Annotated in this window: 17 protein-coding genes; 7 read left to right on the plus strand and 10 right to left on the minus strand. The window is 68.9% G+C overall.

Going from position 1 to position 17,740, the window contains the following annotated elements:
• Positions 1–3: 3 nt before the first annotated feature.
• The gene (locus AB6807_RS06815) at positions 4–918 is read right to left on the minus strand and encodes a LysR family transcriptional regulator (RefSeq protein WP_116907528.1); all 915 of its coding nucleotides are present in this window, start codon (positions 916–918) and stop codon (positions 4–6) included.
• Positions 919–1,049: 131 nt separating this feature from the next.
• Here AB6807_RS06815 and AB6807_RS06820 point away from each other — a divergent pair, with 131 nt between their 5' ends.
• Positions 1,050–1,697: an FMN-dependent NADH-azoreductase gene (locus AB6807_RS06820; RefSeq protein WP_116907527.1), complete on the plus strand. Its 648-nt coding sequence runs from the start codon at positions 1,050–1,052 to the stop codon at positions 1,695–1,697.
• Positions 1,698–1,898: 201 nt separating this feature from the next.
• Positions 1,899–2,942, plus strand: coding sequence for a phosphogluconate dehydrogenase (NAD(+)-dependent, decarboxylating) (gene gnd, locus AB6807_RS06825; RefSeq protein ID WP_116907526.1), 1,044 nt, complete (start codon positions 1,899–1,901; stop codon positions 2,940–2,942).
• A gap of 36 nt (positions 2,943–2,978) precedes the next feature.
• On the opposite strand, the gene AB6807_RS06830 is transcribed toward gnd, so the two are convergent.
• From AB6807_RS06830 to AB6807_RS06845, 4 genes are all read right to left on the minus strand, one after another.
• Positions 2,979–3,533: an NADPH-dependent FMN reductase gene (locus tag AB6807_RS06830; RefSeq protein WP_116907525.1), complete on the minus strand. Its 555-nt coding sequence runs from the start codon at positions 3,531–3,533 to the stop codon at positions 2,979–2,981.
• Positions 3,534–3,614: 81 nt separating this feature from the next.
• Positions 3,615–4,346 carry an amino acid ABC transporter permease gene (locus tag AB6807_RS06835; protein ID WP_371083979.1) on the minus strand — a complete coding sequence of 244 codons (732 nt, stop codon included), beginning with the start codon at positions 4,344–4,346 and terminating at the stop codon, positions 3,615–3,617.
• A complete protein-coding gene (locus AB6807_RS06840; protein ID WP_371084161.1) occupies positions 4,337–5,059 on the minus strand; it encodes an amino acid ABC transporter permease in 723 nt (240 codons plus the stop codon). The genes AB6807_RS06835 and AB6807_RS06840 overlap by 10 nt, the downstream gene beginning before the upstream one ends.
• A gap of 70 nt (positions 5,060–5,129) precedes the next feature.
• Complete coding sequence (locus tag AB6807_RS06845; protein WP_371083980.1) at positions 5,130–5,963, minus strand: ABC transporter substrate-binding protein; 834 nt, start codon at positions 5,961–5,963, stop codon at positions 5,130–5,132.
• A gap of 170 nt (positions 5,964–6,133) precedes the next feature.
• On the opposite strand from AB6807_RS06845, the gene AB6807_RS06850 reads away from it, so the two are divergent.
• The 4 genes from AB6807_RS06850 to yjjJ all read left to right on the plus strand — a co-directional run bounded on the left by AB6807_RS06850 (position 6,134) and on the right by yjjJ (position 10,844).
• Positions 6,134–7,156, plus strand: a complete 1,023-nt coding sequence (locus tag AB6807_RS06850) for an aliphatic sulfonate ABC transporter substrate-binding protein (protein WP_371083981.1) — start codon at positions 6,134–6,136, stop codon at positions 7,154–7,156.
• A gap of 13 nt (positions 7,157–7,169) precedes the next feature.
• A complete protein-coding gene (solA, locus tag AB6807_RS06855; RefSeq protein ID WP_371083982.1) occupies positions 7,170–8,393 on the plus strand; it encodes an N-methyl-L-tryptophan oxidase in 1,224 nt (407 codons plus the stop codon).
• Between the two features lie 67 nt (positions 8,394–8,460).
• Positions 8,461–9,393 (plus strand): 2-dehydropantoate 2-reductase, encoded by a 933-nt coding sequence (panE, locus tag AB6807_RS06860; protein WP_371083983.1) that lies wholly within the window; start codon positions 8,461–8,463, stop codon positions 9,391–9,393.
• Between the two features lie 125 nt (positions 9,394–9,518).
• On the plus strand, positions 9,519–10,844 hold the full coding sequence (gene yjjJ / locus AB6807_RS06865; protein ID WP_371083984.1) for a type II toxin-antitoxin system HipA family toxin YjjJ: 1,326 nt from the start codon (positions 9,519–9,521) through the stop codon (positions 10,842–10,844).
• Positions 10,845–10,871: 27 nt separating this feature from the next.
• Here the strand turns inward: yjjJ and AB6807_RS06870 are convergent, their stop codons facing one another.
• Positions 10,872–12,233 (minus strand): NAD(P)/FAD-dependent oxidoreductase, encoded by a 1,362-nt coding sequence (locus tag AB6807_RS06870; RefSeq protein WP_371083985.1) that lies wholly within the window; start codon positions 12,231–12,233, stop codon positions 10,872–10,874.
• Between the two features lie 249 nt (positions 12,234–12,482).
• Here AB6807_RS06870 and AB6807_RS06875 point away from each other — a divergent pair, with 249 nt between their 5' ends.
• Positions 12,483–13,484, plus strand: a complete 1,002-nt coding sequence (locus AB6807_RS06875) for an alpha/beta hydrolase family protein (protein WP_371083986.1) — start codon at positions 12,483–12,485, stop codon at positions 13,482–13,484.
• 41 nt (positions 13,485–13,525) lie between these two features.
• On the opposite strand, the gene AB6807_RS06880 is transcribed toward AB6807_RS06875, so the two are convergent.
• From AB6807_RS06880 to epsC, 4 genes are all read right to left on the minus strand, one after another.
• Entirely contained in the window at positions 13,526–15,475 is a 1,950-nt protein-coding gene (locus AB6807_RS06880; protein ID WP_371084162.1) for a family 2A encapsulin nanocompartment cargo protein cysteine desulfurase, read from the minus strand.
• A 66-nt stretch (positions 15,476–15,541) separates the two neighbouring features.
• Complete coding sequence (locus AB6807_RS06885) at positions 15,542–16,474, minus strand: family 2A encapsulin nanocompartment shell protein (protein WP_116907517.1); 933 nt, start codon at positions 16,472–16,474, stop codon at positions 15,542–15,544.
• A 61-nt stretch (positions 16,475–16,535) separates the two neighbouring features.
• A complete protein-coding gene (locus AB6807_RS06890; RefSeq protein ID WP_093240461.1) occupies positions 16,536–16,805 on the minus strand; it encodes a helix-turn-helix transcriptional regulator in 270 nt (89 codons plus the stop codon).
• Positions 16,802–17,719, minus strand: a complete 918-nt coding sequence (epsC, locus tag AB6807_RS06895) for a serine O-acetyltransferase EpsC (RefSeq protein ID WP_116907516.1) — start codon at positions 17,717–17,719, stop codon at positions 16,802–16,804. The genes AB6807_RS06890 and epsC overlap by 4 nt, the downstream gene beginning before the upstream one ends.
• Between the last annotated feature and the right edge of the window lie 21 nt (positions 17,720–17,740).

Consider the following 17,740-nt stretch of genomic DNA (forward strand, 5'->3'; position numbering starts at 1 on the left):
CGGTCAGAACATCCGCAGCTCTTCGTTCTGCAGGTGCTCCACCAGGAAGTCGATCAGCCGCCGCACCGCCGGCACCAGCGCGCGCCGCGCCGGAAACACCATGTGCGCCACCACGGGTGAGGGCCCCCAGCCGGGCAGCACCCGCGTGAGCCGGCCCGACTCCACCTCGGCGCGGCACATGTAGTCGGGCAGCATGGTCGCGCCCACGCCGCCCAGCGCGCCGTACTGCAGCGTGACCAGGTCGTCGGCCACGTAGCGCGGGTTGTGGGCGTGCACGTGGATTTCGCCGTTCGGCCCTTCGAGCCGCCATTCGGTGCGCCCCTCGCCGTTGGCCGACATGGCCGCCGTCGGCAGCCGGGCCAGGTCGGCGGGGGACTCGATGGGGCCGTACTGCGCCAGCAGGTCGGGCGTGGCCACCAGCACGCCGCGGCTGGTGCCGAAGGTGCGGGCCACCAGCAACGCGCTGTCCTCGATGACCGGGCGCACGCGCAGCGCGATGTCGATGCCCTCCTCGATCAGGTCGACCGGCCGGTTGATGACGCGCATGTCGATGCGCACCGCCGGGTACAGCGCCATGAACTGCGGCATCAGCTGCGCCAGGCCGCTGTGCGACATGGTCACCGGCACGCTCAGGCGCACCAGCCCGCTGGGCTCGGTCTGCACCTGCGCCACCGCCTCGGCGGCGGCCTGCGCCGCGTCGCGCATGGCGGCGGCGTGGCGCAGGTAGATTTCGCCGGCCGGCGTGAGCGACAGGCGCCGCGTGCTGCGCTGCATCAGCTGCACGCCCAGGCGCTCTTCGAGGTCGGCCACGCGGCGCGACAGGCGCGACTTGGGAATGCCCAGCGCCCGGCTGGCCGCCGCGAAGCCGCCGCGCTCGGCCACTTCGGCAAAGAAAACCATGTCGTTGAGGTCTTGCATGCGCTGATTGTCCCGAAAACAGAACGATGAGTGCGATTTTTGGCTACTTATCGCCCACTCGATCCAAAAATAGAATTCTCACATCCGCCGGCCAATTGAGCGCCGACAGCCAACACAGAAAGTGATTGATCATGAAGCTGCTCCACATCGACTCCAGCATCCTCGGTGCCTATTCGACCTCCCGCGTTCTCACGGCCGAGACCGTGGCCGCCTGGAAGGCCGCGCACCCCGACACCACCGTCGAGTACCTCGACCTTGCCGTCGACGCTCCCGCGCATTTCAGCGCCGACGCCCTGGCCATCAAGACCGGCCCGCAGGCCGAGCCCACCGAAGCCCAGCAACGCGAGAACGCGCTGTCTGAAAAGCTGGTGAGCCAGTTCCTGGCCGCCGACGTCGTCGTCATCGGCGCGCCGCTGTACAACTTCTCGATCCCGACGCAGCTGAAGGCCTGGATCGACCGCCTGGGCCAGGTCGGCCGCACCTTCAAGTACACCGAGACCGGCCCCGTGGGCCTGGCCGGCGGCAAGACCGTCATCGTGGCCTCGAGCCGCGGCGGCGTCTACTCCACCAGCGACTGGGGCCAGGGCGCTGAACACCAGGAAAGCTACCTGAAGGTCGTGTTCGGCTTCTTCGGCATCACCGACGTGCGCATCGTGCGTGCCGAGGGCGTGGCGATGGGCGACGAGCCCAAGGCCGCCGCGTTCAGCGCCGCGCGCAACGACATCCTGGTGGCGACGGCCGAAGCCGCGAACCAGAAGAGCGTCGCGCAAGCCGCCTGACGCGATCGCGCCCTATGCGCCCTTTGCGCTCCGCGCGCACTGTCGCCGAAACGAGCCGCCCCCGTGGGCGGCTTTTTTTCGTCGATGCGAACAGTGCCGGCCCACCCGTGACACACGAACTTTGCGGCGGCGCCATCGCTCAGACCTGAGGCAGCCCCGATTCCGGGGCCGTCGTTTTCCCACACAGGATCGGAGCTCCAGATGCAAATCGGATTGATCGGACTGGGCCGCATGGGCGCCAGCATGGCGCGGCGGCTCATGAACGCAGGGCACGCATGCGTCGTCCACGACCACGACCCGCAAGGCGTCGACCGCCTCGTGGCACTCGGCGCACAAGGCGCGGCCTCGCTGGCGCAGATGACGGCGGCCTTGCCGCAGCCCCGAACAATCTGGCTGATGGTGCCCGCGGCTGCCGTGGACGGCGTGCTGGCGCAGCTCACGCCGCTGCTCTCAGCCGGCGACATCGTGGTCGATGGCGGCAACTCCAGCTACCAGGACGACCTGCGGCGCGCCGCCGCGCTGGACGCCCTGGGCATTCACCACGTCGACGTGGGCACCAGCGGCGGCGTGGCGGGGCTGGAGCGCGGCTACTGCCTCATGGTCGGCGGCGCCACGGCGGCGGTGCAGCATCTCGCGCCCGTGTTCGCGGCGCTGGCGCCGGGCGCGGGCACCGCCGCGCCGACCCCGGGCCGCCGCCCCGGCAGCGGCACCGCCGACCAGGGCTGGCTGCATTGCGGCCCGCACGGCGCGGGCCACTTCGTCAAGATGATCCACAACGGCATCGAGTACGGCGTGATGGCCGCCTACGCGGAGGGCTTCAACATCCTGCGCAACGCCAATGTCGGTAAAACCGCGGGCGTGGTGGACGCCGAGACCACGCCGCTGCGGCGCCCCGAGCTCTACCAGTACGACATGAACCTTCCCGAGATCGCCGAGGTCTGGCGGCGCGGCAGCGTGATCAGTTCATGGCTGCTCGACCTGAGCGCCGCCGCGCTCGCGGCCGACCCGGAGTTGGCGGGCTTCGAGGGCCGCGTTTCCGATTCCGGCGAAGGCCGCTGGACGGTGCAGGCCGCCGTCGACGAGGGGGTGCCGGCGCCGGTGCTGAGCGCCGCGCTGTATGCGCGCTTCAGTTCGCGCGGCGACGGCGGCTTTGCCGACCGCATGCAGTCCGCCATGCGCCACGAGTTCGGCGGCCACGCCGAGAAGGCGGCCGCGGGCCCGGACGAGGTCAGGCCGAAGCCCTGACCGCGTGCAGGCCCGTGCCCGCGCCCGAACTCGTGTTCAGGCCGAGTGCGTCTTGACCCAGGCCACGTACTTGTCCATCCAGCCCTGCAGGAACTTCTTCGAACCTTCGTTGCCGATGTGGCCCTTGTCGTCGAACAGGTCGTCCTTGGCCTGCAGGAACACTTCGGGCGCGCCCATGGTCGGCACGTCGAGGTAGGCCAGGATGTTGCGCAGGTGCTGCTGCGCCAGCGCGGTGCCGATGGCGCCCACCGACACGCCCAGCACGCCGGCCGGCTTGCCGCCCCAGGCGCTCTGGCCGTAGGGGCGCGACGCGTGGTCGATGGCGTTCTTCAGCACGCCGGGAATCGAGCGGTTGTATTCGGGCGTGACGAACAGCAGGCCTTGCGCCGCCGCGATCTCGGTCTTCAGGCGCTTCACCGCGGGCGCCTGGTTGCCGTCTTCGTCCTGGTTGTACAGCGGCAGGTCGTCGATGCGCAGGTGCTCGAAGGTGAAGTCCTCGGGCGCGAGGTGCGCCAGCGCGAGGGCCAGCTTCTGGTTGTACGAATCCTTGCGCAGGCTGCCGACGAGAACGGCGATGCGGGTCTGGGCCATGGGTGAAGCTCCTTGAGTGGAAAAGTCCGGGGTGAAAACCTGGATGGAAAGGCCGTGCCGGGGTCTGCACGACCACGGCGATTATGCGAACCGCCCATGACCTTTTCCTGCAAGGTTTTTGCGCATTCTTGTACCTGACCGCGCGCGATGCAGCCATGCGTTCGCCAGCCGGTCGAGCCCGGTGCACAGCAGCCAGTAGAGGGCACCCACCAGCATGAAGATCTCCGCCGGGTAGACCATGGTGCGCGCGTTCACCTGCGAGGCCACGAACGACAGCTCCCCCACGCCCACGATGTAGGCCAGCGAGCTGTCCTTCACCAGCGTGACCCACTGGTTGACGAACGACGGCAGCATCATGCGCAGCGCCTGCGGCAGCACCAGGAAGCGCAACGTGCCCCAACGCGTGAAGCCCAGCGACAGCCCCGCCGCCCACTGCCCTTCCCCCACGCCACGGATGCCCGCATGCACCGCATGCGCCAGGTAGGCGCCCCCCACCAGCGACAGCGCGCACATCACCGACAGCACGCCCGGCACGCTGATGCCGAGCGCGAAGGGCAGCAGGAAGTAGGTCCAGAAGATCAGCATCAGCACCGGAATCGCCCGGAAGAAACCCAGCACCAGCGTGAGCGCCCCCCTGAGCCCACCGCGCGCCGTCGCCAGCCCGATGCCGGCGGCCAGCCCCAGCACCGCCGAGGCCACTGCCGAGCCCGCGCTCAGCAGCACCGTGAGCGCGGCGCCGCCCAGCGGCCCCTGCGGGAACGCGCCCCACAGCAGGTACGGCAGGCTGTCCCAGAGCGTGTGGATCACGGCCATGCGGCCTTTCCGGAAACGGGCCTGTGCCCCTTCGCCTGCCGCCGCGCCGCCCACGCGGCCAGCAGTTCGATGGCGCCGATGGTCACGATGTACAGCAGCGTCGCGAAGCCGAAAGCCTGGAAGGTCTTGAAGGTCTCGGCCTCCACCTGCCGCGACGCATACGACAGCTCCACCAGCCCCACGGCCATCGCGAGCGAGGTGTTCTTCACGATGTTCATGTACTGCCCCAGCAGCGGCGGCAAGGCGATGCGCAGGGCCTGCGGCAGCACCACCTGCGCGAGCACCTGGGCCTGCGTGAAGCCCAGCGCCGACGCGGCCAGGGTCTGGCCGCTCGGCACGCCGCGAATGCCCGAGCGAATGTCCTCGCCCACATAGGCCGCCGCATACAGCGTGAGCCCGACCAGCGCCGACAGCAGCTCGAACGACAGCACGTGCCCCGCATACAGCCACTCGCGCGCGGCCTCGGACAGCACGGCGGGCGCGCCGAAGTACCAGAAGAAGAGCTGCACCAGCAGCGGCGTGTTGCGAAACAGCGAGACGTATGCGCCGCTCGCGCGCAGCCACGCCGCGTGGCTCGACGAGCGGGCCGCCGCAACGACCACGCCCAGCGCCGTGGCGCTCGCCGACACCAGCAGCGACACCCACAGCGTGGTGAGCCAGCCGTCGAGCAGCCAGCCGATGTAGCGAGGCGCGAGCAGCTGCTCGCGCAACAGATCGATCAAGACGGGCAGCCCAGGAAAACCGACGAGGCCAGGAAGGCAAGGAAGGCCGAACCCGGCAGCCTCAGTTCGCCGCCACGCGCTGGTCGCCGATCTTCAGCAGGCGCGGCAGCGGCGCCTGGCTGGCGGGGCCGAACCAGGTGTTGTAGATGGCCAGCGCGCGGCCGTTCTTCTCGCTGTCCACCAGCCAGGTGTTCAGCGCCTCGAGCAGTCGCGCCTCGCCCTTGGGCACCGCGGCGCCCAGGTATTCCTTGGACACGGTGATCGCCGGAATCTCGTACTTCTCCTTGTCGGGAATCGCATTCCATTGCGCCGTGAGCTTCACGCCGTCGTTGGTGATGGCCTGCACATTGCCGTTGCGCAGCGCGGCCAGCGCAAAGGGCGAATCGTCGTACAGCACCACCTTGGCGTCGGGGTAGTTTTTGCGCAGGTTCGACTCCATCGTCGTGCCCTTCTCGGTGCCGATGCGAATGTCCTTGATCTGCGCGGCGTCCTTCAGCACGCCCTTCTTCGCCAGGAACTGCTGGCCCACCAGGAAGTACGGCGTGGTGAAGTCGACCGCCTTGGCGCGCTCGTCGGTGATGGTGAAGCTGGCGAACACCACGTCGACCTTGCCCGATGTCAGCAGCGGCACGCGGTTGGCGGGGTTGGTCGGCACCAGCTCGATCTTCACGCCCAGGCTCTTCGCGAACTCGGTCGCCAGGTCGATGTCGTGGCCCACCTGCTTCTTGCTGGCCGGGTCGATGAAGCCGAAGGGCGGGTTGCCGTCGAACGCGGCCACGCGCAGCACGCCGGCCTTCTTGACGTCGTCGAGCCGGTCGGCCCACGCGGCGGGGCCCAGGGTGAGCGAGCCGATGGCCAGCGCCAGGCTCGTGAGGATGAATGTGCTGCGGGTCATGCCTGCTCTTGAAAAGATGGAAAGCCGCGACTCTAGGCAGCGCGCCCGCACGCACCAACGAAGCAAATTCGGCTTGCATATGCACGGCCGAGTTGGGCATGAGCAAATGACGAAAGCTTCGTGGCGCGGAACGGCAGCGGCCCCTAGAGTCGCGGACTTTTGCTTTCGCCATGCACACCCTTTCGCGCACCTCTCGCTCCTCTCGCTCCTCTGACTCGTCGCCCTCCGCGCCCGCCTCCCTGTCTCGCCGCACGCTCATCCAGGCCGGCACCGCCGCAGCCATCACCGCGGCAGCGACCCCGCTCTTCGCGCAGGCGCGCACCAAGACGCTTCGCATCGGCTACCAGAAGTTCAACACGCTCAACATCCTCAAGGGCACGGGCCAGCTCGAGAAGGCGCTGGCGCCCGCGGGCGTGAAGGTCGAGTGGGCCGAGTTTCTTGGTGGCAGCCAGCTGTCGGAGGCGCTCGCGGCCGGCGCCATCGACTTCGGCCATGCCTCGGACGGCATCGGCGTGTTCCAGCAGGCCAGCGGCAAGGGCCTGGCGTACCTGGCGGCCGAGAGCCCCTACCCCGGCGGCGTCGGCTTCCTGGTGCCGCGCGACTCGTCGATCCGCAGCGTGCGCGACCTCAAGGGCAAGAAGATGGTCACCGGACGCGGCTACAACACGCAGTACGTGCTCATCCGCGCGCTCGAGGCGGCGGGCCTGCGCTACGAAGACATCGAGCCGGTGTACATCCTCACGGCCTCCGACACCATCGCGGCGTACCAGTCGGGCAGCGTCGCGGCCATCGGCCTGTGGGACCCGTTCCTGGCGGCCGCGCAACTGGCCACCGACTCGCGCGTGCTGTTCGACGGCACCGGCCTGAGCGGCAACCGCACCTACCACTTCGCGCAGCCGGGCTTCGCGCGCGCCAACCAGGACGTGCTGCGCACCGTGTTCGCCGAGCTGCGCAAGGCCAACGAATGGGCCCAGGCCAACCCCGCCGAAGTGGTCGCCACGCTGGCGCCGCAGCTCAAGGTCGAGCCCAAGGTGCTGGCGCTGGCCACCGAACGGCGGCAATATGGCGTGGTCGCGCTCACGCCCGCCATCGCACAGGAACAGCAAGGCCTGGCCGACGTGTTCGCGCAACTCAAGCTCATTCCCAAACCCATCGAGGTGAAGGACGCCTTTCTCGACCTGAACCTCGTCTGACGCCCGCTTTCACGTGACCCTGTCCACTCACTACGACGTCATCGTCGTCGGCCTCGGCGCCCTCGGCGCCGCCACGCTCTACCAGCTTTCGCAACGCGGCGCGCGCGTGCTGGGCATCGACCAGTTCGCGCCGCCGCACGACCAGGGCTCCTCGCACGGCGACTCGCGCATCACCCGCCTGGCCGTGGGCGAAGGCGACGAGTACGTGCCCTTCGTGCAGCGCTCGCACGCCATCTGGCGCGAGCTGGAGGCGCGCACCGGCAAGCCGCTGATGACCACCACCGGCGGGCTCATCCTCGCGCCCGAGGGCCGCGTGGCCGAGCACCACGGCAAGCCCGACTTCGTGCGCCGCACCATCGCCTGCGCGCAGCGCTTCGGCATTGCGCACGAGGTGCTCGACGCCGCCGCCATTCGCCAGCGGTTTCCGCAGTTCCACCTGCAGGGCGACGAAATCGGCTATTTCGAGCACGAGGCCGGCTTCGTGCGGCCCGAGGACGCCATCGGCGCGCAGCTGGCCGTGGCCCGCGCGTCGGGCGCGCAGACGCGCACCGGCGAACGGGTGCGGGCGGTGGAGCCGACAGGCAGTGGCGGTAGTGGCGACAGCGTGCGCGTGCGCACCGACACCGCCAGCTTCACCGCCGACCGCGTGGTGGTCGCGGCCGGCGCGTGGCTGCCCGGGTTCCTCGGCCAGCAGGCGCGTGCGGACTGGCAGGCCGACTTCTCGGTGCACCGCCAGGTGATGCACTGGTTCGACACCGGCAGCGCCGCCGCCGACTTCGCGCCCGGGCGCTTTCCCATCTTCATCTGGATGTTCGGCGACGGGCAGGAAGACTACATGTACGGCTTTCCGTCGTCCGACCCGGCGCAGCCCGCGCTCAAGGTCGCGACCGAGCAGTACGTGGCCACGACCACGCCCGACACCATCGACCGCACCGTCAGCCCCGAGGAAAGCGCCGCCATGTACCGCGACCGCGTGGCCGGGCGCTTTCCGCAGATCGGCGGGCGGGCATTGAAGGCACGCGCCTGCATGTACACCGTGACGCCCGACCGCCGCTTCGTCATCGACGCGCTCGACGGCCTGCCCAACGTGCTCGTCGCCTCGGCCTGCTCGGGCCACGGCTTCAAGCACTCGGCCGGACTGGGCGACGCCATTGCCGACCGTGTGCTGGGCCGGCAGGGCACGCTCGACCTGTCGCCCTTTGCCCGCGGCCGGCTGCTGGAGAAATCGCCCGCCTGAAGCGCCGCCGGGCGAACAGGGGCATCATCGCGCTCCGTCTTTTTTCCTGATGCATGAGGCAAGCGCGATGAAATTCCTGGTGGTGGGTGCCGGCGCACTCGGTGGTTATTTTGGTGGCCGTCTGCTGGAGGCGGGGCGCGACGTCACCTTCCTGCTGCGGCCGCGCCGCGCGGCGCAGCTCGCGAAGACCGGCCTGGTGGTGCGCAGCCCCTTCGGCGACCTCGAACTCCCCGCGCCGAAGCACGTGCTGGCCGACAGCATCGACGGCCCCTACGACGTGGTCGTGGTCGGCAGCAAGGCCTACGACCTCGACTCGACCATGGACTCGTTCGCGCCCGCCGTCGGGCCGAACACCGTGATCCTCCCGCTGCTGAACGGCATGAAGCACATCGACCGCCTGGCCGAGCGCTTCGGCGCGGGGCGCGTGCTGGGCGGCCTGTGCATGATTTCGGCCACGCTCGACGACGAGGGCCGCGTGCTTCACCTGAACGACATGCACGGCCTGAGCTACGGCGAACGCGCCGGTGGCCGCTCGCCCCGCGTGGAGGCCATCGCGGCCCAGTTCGCGGGCGCGAAGTTCGACGCCACGGCCAGCGACAACGTCATGCAGGACATGTGGGAGAAGTGGGTCTTCATCGCCTCGGCGGCGGGCCTCACGAGCCTGATGCGCGCGACCATCGGCGACATCGTGGCCGCCGGCGGGCAGGACGTGGCGCTGTCGATCTTCGACGAGTGCTGCGCCATCGCCACGCACAACGGCTTTGCGCCGCGTGCGCCGGCCGTGCAGCGCGGCCGCGCCATCATGACGACGGCGGGCTCGCCGATGACGGCCTCGATGTACAAGGACATCGTGCGCGGCGCGGCGGTGGAAGCCGACCACATCGTGGGCGACCTGCTCGGGCGCGCGGGCGCGGCGCAGGGTGCGGCGCCTTCGGTGCTGCGCACGGCGTATGTGCATCTGAAAGCCTACGAGGCGCAGCGGGCTCGCACCGCGGGTTGAGCCAGGGCCCGGAGCGAAGCCCGCAGGCCGCCAGAGTCACGCCGAGTATCTATTCACAAATCCATTCAATTTCGTGAATTCTCCAATGAAGAATAGAATTATTTATCTATTCACTTTGGTATTCAATGGCGACCTCCTCCGCCGTGCTGGCGCAAGCCGCGCTGGCCTTCATCGAATCGCAGGGCGCCGCCAGCAGCGCTGACATCCAGGCGCGGCTGGGCGTCAGCCAGCCGACGGTGTCGCGCGCGCTGGCACCGCTGCTGCGCAGCGCCGGCATCCTGAGGGTGGGCGCCGCGCGCTCGCAGATGTACGTCGCCCCCCGGCACGTCGAGCGGGTCGGCACCGAAGTCAGCGTCATCAAGATCGACCAGAGCGGCATTGCCGGGCCCTTCGGCCGCATCGTGCCGCTGCAGGGCGGCCGTTGCTGGATGGACGAGCAGGAAGGCCCGAGCGCACTGCACGACGGGCTGCCCTGGTTCCTGTCCGACATGCGTCCCCAGGGTTTCATCGGCCGCGCCTTCGCACACGGTCACCCCGAACTCGGCCTGCCCGCCAACCCCGAGCACTGGACCGACGACGACGTGCTGCAGGCGCTGGTCCTTTGCGGGGAAGACCTGCCGGGCAACCTGGTGGTCGGGGCCGAGTCGTTTCGCCGCTTCCAGTCCATCGCCTCCAAGCCCTTGCCGCAGGCGACCACTGCAGACTACCCCGCCATGGCGGACAGCGCCATGCAGGGCACCTTGCCGGGCTCGTCGGCCGGCGGCGAACAGCCCAAGTTCTGCACCGTGCGCGACGGGCGGCAAGTGATCGTCAAGTTCTCGCCGGCGGGCAACTCACCCGCGGACAAGCGCTCGCGCGACCTGCTCGTGTGCGAACACTTGGCCCTGCGCACGCTGCAGGAGGCCGGCGTGGCCGCGGCCACCACGCGCGTCTTCATCGAAGCGGGCCGCGTGTTCCTGGAGGTCGAGCGCTTCGACCGCACCGCCAGAGGCCGCATCGGCATGGTGTCGCTGATGGCATACGACGCGCAGCACATCGGCAAGATCGACAACTGGGCCGCCACCGCCAACCGCATGGCTTCGCGCGGACTGATGCGCGCGGACGACGCACAGCGCCTGCGCTTTCTGGAGGCCTTCGGCCGACTCATCGGCAACACCGACCGGCACTACGGAAACATTTCGCTGCTGATCGACGACGGCAACTGGCGGCTGTCTCCCGCCTACGACGTGCTGCCGACGCTGTATGCCCCCGTCAACGGCGAATTGCCCGCGCGTGAACTGGCCACCAGCGCCGTGGCGGCCACCGTCGACACGCTGGAGGAATGGCCCCACGCGCGCCGGCTGGCCCACGTGTTCTGGCAAGCCGTGGCGGCGGACACCCGCGTCACGGCGCCCTTTCGTGCCATTGCGCGGACGAACGCGCAGTTCACCGACGAAACCGCTGCTGGCTGAGCCGGTGACGGCACCGTCGCTGCAGCACTACTCCGACTTCAGCACCGTCTCCCCCTTCAACATGCCCATGTCCCGCACGTTGAACCGGTGCCGCTTCCACCCGCGCCAGCTGCGGCGCATGTGCGTGAGCGAGATCACGTAGTACAAGAACTTGAACATCCCCAGCGCGCGCCACATCGGCTTGCCGCTGTAGATGTCGCCGGCCAGCAGCGACATCAGCCCTTCCTTCACGCGGAACGGGTTGCCCGGGTACATGAACATGTCGCGGATGGTCGGGTTGGTCGCGCGGTAGATGAACCACGAGTACTCGCGCGGGCCCTTGCGCGTCATGGCCTCGAAGCCCTTGCGCGCCAGCGCCAGCTCGGCCGGCTGGTCGAGCGCGGTGGCCACCAGCTTGGCGCCGTCGAAGGCGCTGGTCATGGCCAGGTACACGCCCGAGGAAAACATCGGGTCGATGAAGGTGAAGGCGTCGCCCAGCATCAGGTAGCGATCGCCCGTGGCGTGCGTGCTGGAGTACGAGAAGTTGCCGGTGGCGTGCACCGCGTCGTCGACCAGCGTGGCGTTCTTCAGGCGCTCCACCAGCACCGGGCACAGCGCGATGGTGTCGTAGAAGAACTCTTTCAGCGGCTTGTCGCGCGTCTTCAGGTAGTACGGCCAGCAGACCGCGCCGATGCTGGTGGTGCCGTCGGCCAGCGGAATGAACCAGAACCAGCCGTGCGGAAACCAGCAGATGCTGATGTTGCCTTCCTTCTTGCCCTCGAGCCGCTCGGCGTTCGTGAAGTGGCCGAAGAGCGCGGTACTGTTGTGGTCGGCGTTTTTCTGTTTGCAGCGGAATTTGTTGGCCAGCAAGGTGTCGCGGCCGGTGGCATCGACCACGAAGCGGGCGCGCCAGCTGCGTTTGGCGCCGTCGTCCATCTCGGCCTGCACCGTGGCGCCATCGGCGTCGAAGGCCACGTCGCGCACCTTGCAGCCCTCGATGGCCTGCGCACCGCGGGTGGCCGCGTTGCGGAACAGGATCTCGTCGAGGTCGGAGCGGCGCACCTGCCAGGCGGAGTCGAGCGTCTTGTCCAGGCCCTCGGCAAACTCCACGTAGCTGCGGTGCTCGTGCTCGGGCGAGACGAACTCGATGCCGAACTTGGGCATGCCGATCTTCTCGACCTGGTCGCGCACGCCGAGTTTCTCGAACAGCTCGACATTGCCCGGCAGCAGCGATTCGCCGATGTGAAACCGCGGGTGGTGCGCCTTTTCGAGCAGCACCACCTTGCGGCCCTGCTCGGCCAGCAACGCGGCAATGGTGGAGCCGGCGGGGCCGCCGCCCACGACCATCACGTCGCAGGATTCGGTGGTCGGCGGGGGGGCGGAAGCGGAAGAAGCTTGGGGCAAGGACATGCGGTGGCAAGCATCGTTATTAACAACTGCCAAGCATAGCTCGCCTGGGGACGACAAGGCAAAACCGCAATCCCGGCCAAGCCGCGCAGACCGGTTGGCGGCAAACTCGGCGCCATGCCCGACCACAGGCCCACGCTGGCGCACTGCCTGAAGTCGCCGCGCCAGGTTTCGCAGCCCGAACTGCGGACCGACCTGCTGATTCCGATCCGCGCGGCGCATTGATCAACCGACCTCATCGACTTGCACACCATGGCACGCACTCCCATGCCTCTTCGCTTCATCGCCTTCTGCGCAACGGTCTGCGCGGTCTTATCCCTCTCCACTGCGCCGGCGCAGGCCGCGGGTTTCAGCTTCATCGAAGTGCCGGCCGACGCGGCGGGCCCCGCATTGCGTGGCGCCGTGTGGTACCCCTGCGATGCCCCGGCCACCCCCGTCGCGCTGGGTCCGGCCATCACGCTCCAGGTCGCCAAGGATTGCCCCATGAGCGGCGGGCCGCGGCCCCTGGTCGTGATCTCGCACGGTGCGGGCGGCGCCTTCATCGGCCACCGCGACACGGCCGCCGCGCTGGCCGACGCGGGCTTCGTCGTCGCCGCCATCAGCCATGCGGGCGACAACTTCCAGGACCTGTCCGCGCATGAAGACCTTTCGGTCTTCGTCTCGCGGCCGATGGACATGAAGCGGCTCATCGACTTCGCGCTCAAGCGCTGGCCCGAGCGCATCGACGCCGACCGCATCGGCTTCTTCGGCTTTTCGCGCGGGGGCTACACGGGCCTGGCGCTGGCGGGCGCCACCCCCGATTTCCGCATCCGCATGCCATGGTGCGAGGCACAGCCCGACATCCGCATGTGCGCGCAGGTGCGCCGCAACGAACTGCCGCCGCGGCCACCCGTGCACGACGCGCGAATCAAGGCGGCTGTCATCGCCGACCCGCTGAGCTTTTTCAACGCCGAGGAATTGAAGAACGTGAAGATCCCGATCCTGCTCTGGGCTTCGCAGCAAGGCGGCGATGGCGTGCGGCCTGCCGATGTGGAGGCGGAGCGGCGCGGCCTTTCGCCGGCGACCGACTTCCGGGTGCAGCCCGGCTCCGCGCACTTCGCCTTTCTCGCGCCCTGCTCCGCGGCGATGGCGAAGGACCTGCCCGAGATCTGCAACGACGCACCGGGCTTCGACCGCGTGGCCTTCCACGACACGTTGAATGCCGAGATGGCCGCCTTCTTCAGGCGGCACCTCGGGCAGTCCGGCAGGCCCTGACTTGGCCTTCGATCGGCCTTTGATTAGCCTCTGATCAGGCTTCAGCCCGCGCGCCGCTGGCCCGCCAGCCGACGCACCACCGTCACCAGCCGGTCGATCTCGTCGAAGGTGTTGTAGAACGCCAGCGACGGCCGCACGGTGGTCTCCACGCCGAAGCGCCGCAGGATGGGTTGCGCGCAGTGGTGCCCCGTGCGCACTGCGATGCCTTCGTCGTTCAGCGCATGGCCCACCTCTTCGGTGGTGTAGCCGTCGAGCACGAAGGACATCACGCTGGCCTTGTCGGCCGCAGTGCCGATCAGCCGCACGCCGGGAATGGCGCCGAGCTGCCGCATGCCGTACACCAGCAGGTCGTGCTCGTAGCGCGCGATGTTCTCGATGCCGACCTTGTTCACGTAGTCGATGGCGGCGCCCAGGCCCACCGCGTCGGCGATGTTGCCGGTGCCCGCCTCGAACTTGTTCGGAATGGGCTGGAACACGGTCTTCTCGAAGGTCACGTCGGCAATCATGTTGCCGCCGCCCTGCCACGGGGGCATGTCTTCGAGCACCTCGCGCTTGCCCCAGACCACGCCGATGCCGGTCGGGCCGAACACCTTGTGGCCGGAGAACACGAAGAAATCGGCGCCGATGTCCTGCACGTCCACCCGCATGTGCGAGACCGACTGCGCCCCGTCGACCAGCGCCTTGGCACCCGCGCGGTGCGCCAGCGCGACGATTTCCTTCACCGGCACCACGGTGCCCAGCGCGTTCGACACTTGCGTGACGGCGACGATCTTCGTGCGGTCGTTCAGCAGCTTGCGGTACTCGTCGAGCAGCACCTGGCCCGAGTCGTCCACCGGAATCACGCGCAGCTTCGCGCCCTTGGCGGCAGCCAGCTGCTGCCACGGCACGATGTTGGCGTGGTGCTCCAGGTTGGACACGACGATCTCGTCGCCCTCGCCCACGTGCTGGCCGCCCCAGCTCTTGGCCACGAGGTTGATGGCCTCGGTGGTGCCGCGCACGAAGATCACCTCTTCGACCTCGGGCGCGTTGATGAACTTGCGCACCCGCTCCCGCGCGCCTTCGTAGGCGTCGGTGGCGCGCGCGGCCAGCTCGTGCGCCGCGCGGTGGATGTTCGAGTTCTCGTGCGCGTAGAAGTACGCGATGCGGTCGATGACCGATTGCGGCTTGTGCGTGGTGGCCGCGTTGTCGAACCACACGAGCTGCTTGCCGTTCACCCGCTCCTGCAGGATCGGGAAGTCGCGCCGCACGGCGTTGACGTCGAACGGCGGGTGCTGGCCGCTGCCGGCCTGCGGCACGGCGTCGGGGCCGCGCGGGTCTGCCTTGGCCGGGGTGACGAAGCCGTTGGGCAGGCGCACCGCGTCGACGAAGTAGAACTGCGCGTCGCGGCCGGCAGGGGCAGAGGGTTGCGAATGCTGAGACTGTGGCGCCACGAGCGATGCCGGCCGGGCCGGGGGCAATTCAAGACCCGCGAACGGATCGTGAATCGTCACTGCGTCGGTCGCGCCCGCCGAGGGATGCCCGTAGCTGTTGTTCAGGAAGTAGAACGGCGAAATGCCCGCTTGCGATGCGGAAGGCCCGGAAGGCCCGGAAGGCGCGACAGGTGCATTCCCCTGCTGCGGCACGCCCAGCACCGAGCTGCCCAGGCGCGGCTCGAAGGCCGGCGCCACCGACAGCACCGTGTCCGGCACGCCGTTGCCCGCCACCGCGTGCGGCAGCAAGGCCGGCGCGCGGTTGGCGAGCGAAGGCAGTTGCGTGGGCGACGCGGGCAGCACGTTGGCGCCCGGAATCTGCCCCTGCGGAATCGGCGTGCCCGGCACGCTCGGCCCGAAGCCGGCGGGGCTCACGAGCGGCGAGCCCGGCGGGGCCACGTTGGCGGGGAACTGCGCGCCCGGCACCAGCCCGCTGGCGACGCCGGGAAGCGAGGTCGGCGGGGTACCCGTCAACGCGCCAGGTGCCGTACCCGGCAGTGCGGCGAACATGGCATTCGCCATGCGCGCGAGCGTGGCCGGATCGAACGGCGCCTCGCCTGGAATCGATGGTGTGCTGCTCACCGCGGCTTACTTGTAGGTGTCGGCGTAGTCGTGGTACTTGCCGATCTCGACGTCGTCGAGCACGGCCAGCGCGTCGGTGGTCAACACCGCCAGCGAGCAGTACAGCGAGATCAGGTACGACGCGATCGCATGGTTGTTGATGCCCATGAAGCGCACCGACAGCCCCGGGCCCTGCTCGCCCGACAGGCCGGGCTGGAACAGCCCCACCACGCCCTGGCGCTTGTCGCCCACGCGCAGCAGCAGGATCTTGCTCTTGCCGTCGGCCACCGGCACCTTGTTCGACGGGATCAGCGGAATGCCGCGCCAGGTGATGAACTGCGAGCCGAACAGGCTCACGGTGGGCGGCGGCGTGCCGCGGCGCGTGGCTTCGCGGCCGAAGGCGGCAATGGCCAGCGGGTGGGTCAGGAAGAAGGCGGGCTCCTTCCACACCTTGGTCAGCAGCTCGTCAAGGTCGTCGGGCGTGGGCGCACCGGTGAGCGGGAAGATGCGCTGCTCTTCCGTCACTTGCGCCAGCAGGCCGTAGTCGGGGTTGTTGATGAGCTCGCTCTCCTGGTTCTCCTTGATCGTCTCGATCGTCAGGCGCAGCTGTTCCTTGATCTGGTCGTGCGGGCTGCTGTAGAGGTCGGAGATGCGGGTGTGCACGTCGAGCACGGTGCTCACGGCGTTCAGGAAGTGTTCGCGCGGGTTTTCTTCGTAGTCGACGAAGGTGCGCGGCAGCTGGTTTTCTTCTTCGCGCGAGGTGCAGGTGACCTTGATCGACTCGGGGTTCTTGACCTTGTTGACGCGGTAAATGCCCGCTTCCACCGGCACCCACTGCAGCAGGTGCGTCAGCCAGCGCGGGCTGATCGTCTCGAGCTGGGGAACGGTCTTGGTGGCATTGGCTAGCTGGCGTGCGGCGTTGTCGCCAAGGGCGGTGGTACCACCGACTGTTGCGCTCATGGATCAAGGCTCCTGTAGGGAAGAAAGTGGCCGCCAGTGTCCGGCGGCCACGGGTTTTCCCTCAACAGGCTATAGCCGCCAAGTTGATCCGCCGCGCAAGGCGCGACTGCTCCAGCTGCTCGCAGCGCATGAGCAGGCCCACCATGTTGATGCCCAGCGCCGTGGCCAGCTTCTGCGCGGTGACGATCGACGGAATGACCCGCCCGCGCTCGATCTCGCCCACGTAGGAGCGGTTCAGGTCGGAGCGCTCCGCCAGCTCTTCCTGCGACCAGCCCTTGCCTTCGCGCAGCTGGCGCACCGTGACACCGAAGTCTTCGACGAACGCCTTCATGCGCCGCCACCCGCCTTCGGTGCGTTCTGCAGGCTGGCCTGCGTGACGCTGGCGCCCGGGGGCACGTCGTCGGTGATCCACACGTTGCCGCCGATGACCGCGCCCTTGCCCAACGTGACGCGCCCGAGGATGGTCGCGCCCGCGTAGATGACCACGTCGTCCTCCACCACCGGATGCCGCGGCAGGCCCTTCTGCAGGTTGCCTTCGGTGTCGGTGGGAAAGCGCTTGGCGCCGAGCGTGACGGCTTGGTACAGCCGCACGCGCTTGCCGATGACGGCCGTTTCGCCGATGACGACGCCCGTGCCGTGGTCGATGAAGAAGCCCGCGTCGATCTTCGCGCCGGGGTGGATGTCGATGCCCGTCTGCCCGTGCGCCAGCTCGGCCACGATGCGCGCCAGCAGCGGCAGGCCGAGCTTGTAGAGCTCGTGCGCCAGGCGGTGGTGGATCATCGCGAGCACGCCGGGGTAGCACAGCAGCACCTCGTCCACGCTGCGTGCGGCGGGGTCGCCCTGGTAGGCGGCGAGCACGTCGCTGTCGAGCAGGCGGCGCAGGCCGGGCAGCGCATTCGCGAACTTGCGAATGGCGTCGGTGGCGATGTCGTCGATTTCGTGGGCCGGGCGCGGCTCGTGGCGCGCGTTGAAGTTCAGCTCCAGCCGGGCCTGCACCAGCAGCGCCTGCAGGGCCGAGTCGAGCGTGTGGCCGACGTAGAAGTCTTCGCTCTCGTGGCGCAGGTCCGGCGGGCCGAGCCGCATGGGAAAGAGCGCGCCTTTCAGCGACTCCACGGTCTGCGAGAGCGCCTCGCGCGACGGAAACTCGCGCGCGCCGGGTTCGCGCGAACGGCGCTGCGAATCGCGCCATTCGTCTCGCACGCCGTGCAGCGCACGAACGATGTCGCTCACTTCGAAATGGGCCATGTAGGTGCTTTCCGTGGAGGG

Origin of the sequence: Variovorax sp. RCC_210 (assembly GCF_041355175.1) — a bacterium.
Taxonomy (GTDB): Bacteria; Pseudomonadota; Gammaproteobacteria; order Burkholderiales; family Burkholderiaceae_C; genus Variovorax.